Annotated in this window: 2 protein-coding genes and 2 pseudogenes; 1 reads left to right on the top strand and 3 read right to left on the bottom strand. The window is 64.8% G+C overall.

Features of this window, described 5'->3' with window-relative positions:
• Positions 1-179: 179 nt before the first annotated feature.
• Positions 180-1,154, bottom strand: a complete 975-nt coding sequence (locus ACZ4NT_RS38300) for a terpene synthase family protein (protein ID WP_467730043.1) — start codon at positions 1,152-1,154, stop codon at positions 180-182.
• Between the two features lie 436 nt (positions 1,155-1,590).
• On the opposite strand from ACZ4NT_RS38300, the gene ACZ4NT_RS38295 reads away from it, so the two are divergent.
• On the top strand, positions 1,591-5,289 hold the full coding sequence (locus tag ACZ4NT_RS38295) for an AAA family ATPase (RefSeq protein ID WP_467730040.1): 3,699 nt from the start codon (positions 1,591-1,593) through the stop codon (positions 5,287-5,289).
• A 46-nt stretch (positions 5,290-5,335) separates the two neighbouring features.
• On the opposite strand, the pseudogene ACZ4NT_RS38290 reads toward ACZ4NT_RS38295, so the two are convergent.
• Positions 5,336-5,742 (bottom strand): annotated as a pseudogene (locus tag ACZ4NT_RS38290) (IS256 family transposase); the annotation flags it as partial.
• A gap of 525 nt (positions 5,743-6,267) precedes the next feature.
• A pseudogene (locus ACZ4NT_RS38285) lies at positions 6,268-6,360 on the bottom strand (DUF2797 domain-containing protein); the annotation flags it as partial.
• Positions 6,361-7,727 lie beyond the last annotated feature (1,367 nt).

Here is a 7,727-nt window from a genome sequence, read left to right as displayed (position 1 = left end):
AATCATCACGCCAACGACGAGGGGCCCTGCCTCGTCACCAGACCCGCTGATCAGCCTGTTTCACCCGCCGGCACAGGATGAAAGAGGCTCACTGAACAAGGCTCAATGATCGATGCCAGGGCGGACCGGGGTGAAGGTTCCTGCGCTGATGGGAAGTCGACGATGAAGTGCAAGGGCTATCAAATTCCATACCTTTGACGAGCCTCGCGAACCCAATGCAGGTTTCCGGCGGCCCAGTGCTCGACCGCCTGGAAGTAAGCGAGCGTCTCTGGATCAGCACTTTTTGCTGCGAGTTCGACCCCGGTGGCGATAAAGGTGTCTCGCCTCGCAGACATCAGTCGCAGAGTGCTCCGGGCCGCCCAATCTAGGTCCAACTCCTGGGGGTCGGCGGTATCGGCGCGAAGGTCTCGCAAAATCGACATTAAGTTGAGCTGGGTTTCATGCCTAGTGTCTTTTCCGTAGGATGCGAGGTCGGTATAGAAGAGCACCATATCGATAGCTGACCGCCGCGTGGTGCGGAGGGTCAGAGTGTTCAGTTGCGAACCGGATATTGTGAGGCCCAGTGCAGGTTCGATTAGGTCGATTCCGAGCCAGGCGCCGGTGGAATGCCGAAACGTGTCGATGTGCGTGACGAGGTCTACCGGGTGACGGTGATGGCGACTGAATAGTTCGTACTGCGAAGTCTGCCCGTATAAGACGAGGTGCCGAGCGAACCGATCCCACCAGTCGGGGCTGAAGCAGTATCGAGTGCGCTCCCAGAGGTCGGCCAAGGCGGCACCGAAAGCCGTGCCCGATGTGTTCGGGATGGTGCCGTCAGTATGTGCCCGCAAGATCTCCGCGCAGATGAGGTGCATTTCAGCCATCGCGTCGGCGGGGGGCCTGTTATCGCAGAAGTCATCGAACAGGAAGAGCCAGGTGCACCATTGAGACACCAACGAAAAATTCTGCTCCTGAGCATCCGGATATACCACTGCTGCATAATCTAACAATTCTCCGACCGCGGCGGCCGTGGACCCAGCGGACTCACCGAGGTTAAATTCTGCGGCAAATGCAGCCGCCCCGCTACGAGCAAGTGCCAAATATTGACTAACCTGACGCGGGAAGGGCATTTCGACAGCATTAAAAGCCGCATCGGAGGCGCTTATAGAGTTCATTAATTCCTCGTTATTGCAAATTTAGGTTCTCGCACTATTTCGACATGAGAACCTTAGGCTTACATAGCATCAAACTGTCAGAATTGACCTATCGCAGCCCTTCTGATTCTTAAAGCGCTGGTCGCCAGATTTGCCTACAGTTCGACTGCTTCGAAGGCGATTTCGCCGCAGAGCAGCTACCCCCCTGCTGACAGCATTCATGGCGGCGAGGAAGATTTCGATAGGGATCTGCCCCAGTTAATATCCTCGGCCACTGATGCAGAAGCCCGAGTGATCGCACGGCATGGCTGTGATGCCTAGAGCTGCTCGGATCGGGATGATCTTGCGGCTGGCCTTACCTAGAAGGGATCGTTTCGTATGCCAGTGCCGTCGGGGTGATCGGATCCTACTTTGCGTTGGGGTGTAACTATTGCTGCATCCGTGTAACTATTGCTGTATGACCAGGGTCGAGCAGATGGCCGCTGTGCGCCGCTTCACATCCGGACAGTGGGGGCTGATCACTGCCAGACAGGCGAAGAGGGCTGGGTTGAATGGGGTGCAGCTCAAGCGCTTGGTCGATGCCGGTCTGCTGGAGATTGTTGGTCGCGGCGTCTATCTGGTGATCGGCGATCCTTGTCCGGAGCATGTGAAGATTCGCGTCGCCTGGCTGCGTCTCCAGCCTGCGGTGGCGTCCTGGGAACGCACCTTCAACGACCCCAACTACGGTGTGGCGTCGCACACTTCGGCCTGTCTCCTCTGGGGGCTCGGCGACATCCCCAGCACGTACGTGGAACTCACTGTTGCGCGCCGACGGGTTACCCGGGAGCCCGAGGTGAGGCTACACATCGGCGAACTCGACCCCGCCGAGGTCATGATGGTAGGCGGGTTGCCTGTCACCAGCCCGATCCGAACGATCTCGGATCTGCTGCGCCGAAGGCTGGACAGTGGTCACATCGGGGGAGTTATCGCTGACGCGGAGCGCCGCAACCTGCTGTCGATTGACACCCTCGCACCGCCTCTCGGGCAGTTCGCCAAAGCCTACGGACTGCCACGCCAAAGCGGGGGGCGCGAGCTGATCGACCACCTGCTGACCCGAGCCAGGCGCCGCCCTTGCAACGATCCTGGCCTCACTGCTCAGAAGGGATCCTCGACCAGTACTCCCGATCTGCACGGGGCACTGAGCCAGCTCATGCCAACCGGCAATGTCTCAAATGAACTGCGGCCATCACCGGGCAAAGCGGTGCCAGTAGCAGCAGCTCTCCGAGCTGGCGAGCAGACGGCGAGCGAAGCGAGGCACGAGGAGACTGGCCAGAGAATGGATTCGGAGCAGAGGTTGCTGGAACGGGAGGCGGAGGCCGCAGCACTTGCGGAGGCAATCAGGGACGTCCTCCACAACGGACCGGGGCGTGTGCTGGTGGTGGAAGGGCCCGCAGGGATTGGCAAGACCCGGTTGCTTACTCAGGCAGGGGGCACCGGCGTGGGTGCGGGCCTGCGGGTGGTATCGGCGCGGGCGTCAGAACTCGAACGGAGCGTTACGTACGGAGTTGTACGGCAACTGTTCGAGACACTGGCCGTCGACGAGGCGGCGGACAAGGCCGGCCTATGGCATGGTCCTGCCGCCAAGGCCCACGAGATGCTCACCCTGGCGGGCACCACAGGCCCACCGAGCGGCGACCTCGCCATCCTGCACGGCCTGTACTGGCTTACCTCCAACCTCTGCCAGGACCAGCCACTGCTCCTCCTAATAGACGACCTGCAGTGGTGTGACCCACCCTCCCTGCAGTACCTCGCCTACCTGCTCCCCCGCCTCCAGGACCTTCCCGTCCTAGTGGCCACCGCGCTGCGGACCGGCGAGAGCGTGACGGATGAGCGGCTACTGCTACAGATCCTGTCCGACCCGTCGACACAAGTCTTCCGACCTCGCGAGCTGAGCGCCGAGGCCGCCGCGGAGCTACTGGAGCGCACGCTCACCAGTGAGGTGGTCACATCGTTCGCGGCCGAGTGCCACCGGGCTACCGGCGGGAACCCGCTGCTTCTGCGCGAACTGGTACGCGCGCTGAAGGCGGAAGGGCTGGCGCCCAGCGCCGAGAACGCCGCCCGGGTGGCCGGTCTGGTGGCTCCGGGGGTGGTACGGCTGGTCGAGATCCGCCTGGCCCGCCTGCCCCGGGAAGCGACCGCGCTTGCCCAAGCGGCCGCCGTACTGGGAACCGATGCCGACCTGCGCCTGACGGCGAACCTCGCAGGACAGGACCTGTTCACCGCCCTGGAGGGGATCCCGGCACTGAAACGGAGCGAGATCCTGCGTCTGGAAGGCGATGGGACCCTGGCACGTCTGGTCTTTGTTCACCCGTTGGTGCAAGCGGCCGTCCACCAGACCGCCGGGCCCGCGTGGCAGGCCCGTGCCCACCGCCGGGCCGTCAGCCTGCTCGCCACGGCTGGGGAGGAGCCGGAGCGAATCGCCGCCCACCTGACGATGCTACCGCCGGCCGGGAGCGGCGATGCCGTTAAGATCCTTTGCGAGGCTGCGGCCCAGGCCGTCCTGCGCGGCTCCCCGCAGACCGCAGTCGGCTACCTGGAACGAGCCATCGAGGAACCCCCTCCGCCGTCCGACCTGCTGGAGGTTCTCCAGGAAGCCGGCCGAACCGCCGCCACGGTGGACAGCCAGGCAGCCGCCCGCCACCTGAAGCGCGCATTGGACCTCACCCGCGACCCAGTCGGCCAGGCCCGGACCGCTGGACTGCTCGCCAACGTCCTCAACCTCAGCGGTGACTTCAGCACCTCGGCCACCACACTCACCAAAGCCCTCGCCCATCTCCCCACCAGCCACGAGGACCTACGCAGCCGCCTGCTCGCCGGCACCATCAACGTCGGGACAGTGGTCCCCGACCGCGCCGACCTACGCGACCCCGACCAGCGGCTGCGAGACCTGCCCTTCCACGACAGCATCGGAGGTCGGGAACTCGCCGGCATGACCAGCCTGCTGGACGCATACGATGGCAACTCCTCCGCCGTCGAGCGCGCCCACGCCTGCCTGTCGGACGACGTCCTCATTACCCAGACACCTGGCGCGAGCGCCCTTCCCTGCGCATGGCTGGTCCTGCTGTTCGCAGACGACACTCGGGCGACGGCCAGCATAGAAACCGCCATTGCCCACGCCTACCGGCGAGGTGCGCTCCGGGAACTCGTTTTCCCTCTCATCGGCCGGATGCTCGGACGTACCATCTTCGGCGACCTAACCGGAGCGGAGGCCGACGGCCGCGAGTGTATGACGGTCATCGACAGCACTGGAACGGACGCCGCGCGTCTCGCGGTCGGGCCTTTTCTTGCCGACGCACTCCTCGAACAAGGGCGCCCCGAGAATGCCGAGGCCGTCCTCGTCTGGACCGGGGTTCCCGACCTGCCCACCCCTATCGGTCCATACTTCTACTATCTGGAGTCCAAAGCCCGGCTCCTACGTGTCCAGGGATGCTACTCCCAAGCTCTCACGACAGCCCAAGCCGCAGGAAACTCCCTCGCCGCACTGGGCGGCCGCAACCCCGCCATATGCGGCTGGCGTACCGAGGCAGCGCTCGCCCTGGAAGCCTTGGGCCACAACGACGCAGCCATGCCCATCGCGGCCGAAGAACTGCGTCTCGCCAGCCGTTGGGGCGCGCCCCGCGCCCTCGGACGGGCCCTGCGCGTCAACGGCCTGCTCACCGGCGGCAGCGAAGGCCTCACGCTCCTGCGCGAGGCTGTCCACACCCTCCAGGGTTCCCCCGCCCACCTCGAGTACGCCAAGGCCCTCACCGACCTCGGCGCAGCCCTCCGCCGGGCCGGCAAACGGGCGGACGCCCGCAAGCCTCTGCGCGAGGCGCTCGACCTCGCCACCCGGTGCGGCGCTACCCCTCTGGTGGAGCAGGCCCGCTCCGAGCTCGCCGCCGCCGGCGGACGCCCCCGCCGCGTCGCCCTCACCGGCCCCCACGCCCTCACCCCTAGCGAACGCCGCGTCGCCGAACTCGCTGCCCACGGCCACACCAATCGCCATATCGCCCAAACTCTCTACGTCACCCAAAAAACCACCGAAGTGCACCTTTCCGCCGCGTATCGCAAACTTGGCATCACCACACGCACCCAATTGGCCCAGGCCCTCGGCTTGGATTCGCTCCGGCGGCGGTGAGAGATCCCTGGATTGGGCTACCTGGTCACGGAGGAACTTTCAAGAGTTATGGATTGGTTGAGGTGGTGGCTGCGAGGGCCTCGTCTCGTTCGGCGAGGTGACCGATTTTGAAGTGTGAACGCCGACTCGGACAAGGGCGACCGGGTGGGTGCGGAGACCGCTCGCCAGCGTGCCTGGGCGGATCGAAGAGCTTGAACACCATCTCGCGAGGGCGGCAGCTGGGCTGCCGACGCCGCAGGTGATCTGGGTTCGGAGCTGCGCCGCGGAGGAGAAAGGTCGACTCGCTCGGGTTCGTGGTTCCACAGTGCTCGGCGGGGAAGTCGCAGAACACCAGCAGCGCGTCGACCTCGTCGGTGATCTTCTTCACCGCCTTCGGCCACTTCGCCCCGCATGCCTTCTCAAACGCGGCGCCGCCTTCTCGGCGTGCGCACGGTGCCCAGCGTTGCAGATCTCCTACAAGGGCCTTCCTCGACGAACTGCGATCCCGTCTTCGCGCGCCGGTACACGTGGCAGAACAGCCATTCCGCCGAGCACGGCGCGTCCAAGCGAAGCCACGCCACGTCGACCGCCAAGAACAAGGCGCCCGCCGTCGAAATGCGGCAGCGACAGTCCGGCCAGCGCCGACCCAGCCGGCTGGTACCGATCCGGCCATGTTCAGGCCGCCGTACATCGCTCCGAGCCCACGACGGTGCTCGGGCAACAGCGCCAAGTCCACCGAGGATTTCACCGCACCGTCCGCACACAGGACCGCGTCCACCAGCTCGAACAACTCGTCGCGCCGGGCGCTCAGAGACACTCGTAGAATTCGCCCCGGAAGCGTGGCGCTTCTGCGAACGCTTCCCTCCGGACAACATCAGGCAGCAGGCTACCCCTCACGGCCCTCTTCGTCTTGGTCACGTGCACCGTAGTCGGAGCACATGATCAGACGGAGGGCGCCCTCCACGTCCGGCGAATCCTCAAGTGAGCGCTCCAGTCCCCGTACGGAATCCGGTCGAGCACCCCGAGCGCGGCCCGCAGCAACTCCTCGGACCGCCGCGCCGCCATCAGCGGACCGCGTCCCAGCCAGGTGAAGGTGGCGTCGAGACACCTTGCAAGGTTTCTCTGGCCGCTCCGCTGGCCGGTCATGATGAGCCGCCCCCACGTTGCGGCGAGAGAGTATCTGTCAGCTTTCACGGATAGAGGTCACCGGCGGATGGCGTCCCATCGAGTGGTGTAGCAGCGATCTCTGCATAGCCCCTGGTCATGAGGCGGCCATCGCGCAACTCTCCGAGTAGCGAAGCTCGTTGAAACGAGAGGTGACGCGATGGCCTTGTCCCAGCATGACTTACTCCGCCTGATGGAGTCACTGCGTACGGCGGACGGAATCGAGTTGATCAGGATCCACTGGGCCAGGACCTCGGACTGGAACGAGAAATCATAGGCGTCGAGTGTCTTGTGGCGCGGCACCTTCAAGATCCGCTGGCCGGTGCCGAAGCGACGGTCATTTACGAACGGCGAGTTCCTCGGAGAGAACCAGGTCGATGAAGTCGAGGTATCCCATGTTGGCCTGTCGGCCCGCTGTGCTGAGTCAAGGCTTCGGCCAGGTGAAGCAGGCCCAACTTTAGCGGCCGTATTGCGGATGCGGATGGAGACCAACTCGCTCAAGATGATCTCTTCGACGTTCGGTGGGTAGTGAAGGGACGGGTGCCGGTCACCTCGGTGACCGCCGCCCCGGTTCAGCAGAGCCGCCAGCGGCTAGGCCTTCGCGCCTAGAGCGTTGTGGCGGCGAGGCGGAGGCAGCCCCGGCCGCTGGCGGTGACGCGGCGGCCAGCTCCGGTGGGCAGACCGTCCCAGTGCTCGTCAGCGATGCGGGCGCCCCGGCCAACCGCCCGCGGCGGAGAGGCCAGCACGGTTCCGCCACTGACCAGATGCGGCGGCGTATAGCATGACCTGGGACTTTGTGGCCCTGACTCGACCAGTCGGCGGGTCGCACCATGCGGACCGGCACCGAGTAGACGTTGGCGTCGGAAGCAAAGAGGTAGTCTTGCCGACATGGCGGAGATGCCGCTGCATGACCACGTCAGGTGTATACGGCAGCGGCCGTAGGGTCACGTGATCGCGGATCGCCCTCAGACCACGGCCTCGCTATGAGTGCCGTGGACCTCGCCCGCCGCAGCGTCAACCAGGCGGTGAAGGGGGCGTTGAGTCCCTCGATCGAAGGCCCGTCCGGCCAGGACATGGTCGCGGACGATCAGCACCTGCTCTCCACCCGGCCCTTGATGAGGCGCCGAAGCTCCCATACCTTGCCATAGGCCTCGTTCGCCGTCCCCCATGAGGCGGGCAGGCGCGGATAATACTCCAGCCGCGGTTCGTGTCCTGAGCTGGTGGTTGTCGTTGTCCTGGTATGGAGGGGATGACTGAGGTCAGTTGCTGGACGGGTGAGTTGGAGTCGGTGTTCG

The sequence above is a fragment of the Streptomyces sp. NPDC026417 genome, from assembly GCF_055567695.1.
Note: the sequence above shows the minus strand (reverse complement) of the source record. Positions and strands in the feature narration are given on the sequence as shown.

Coding starts and splice junctions, on each gene's coding strand:
- ACZ4NT_RS38295 (WP_467730040.1), top strand. CDS start 1,591: ATGACCAGGGTCGAGCAGATGGCCGCTGTGCGCCGCTTCACATCCGGA.
- ACZ4NT_RS38300 (WP_467730043.1), bottom strand. CDS start 1,154: ATGAACTCTATAAGCGCCTCCGATGCGGCTTTTAATGCTGTCGAAATG.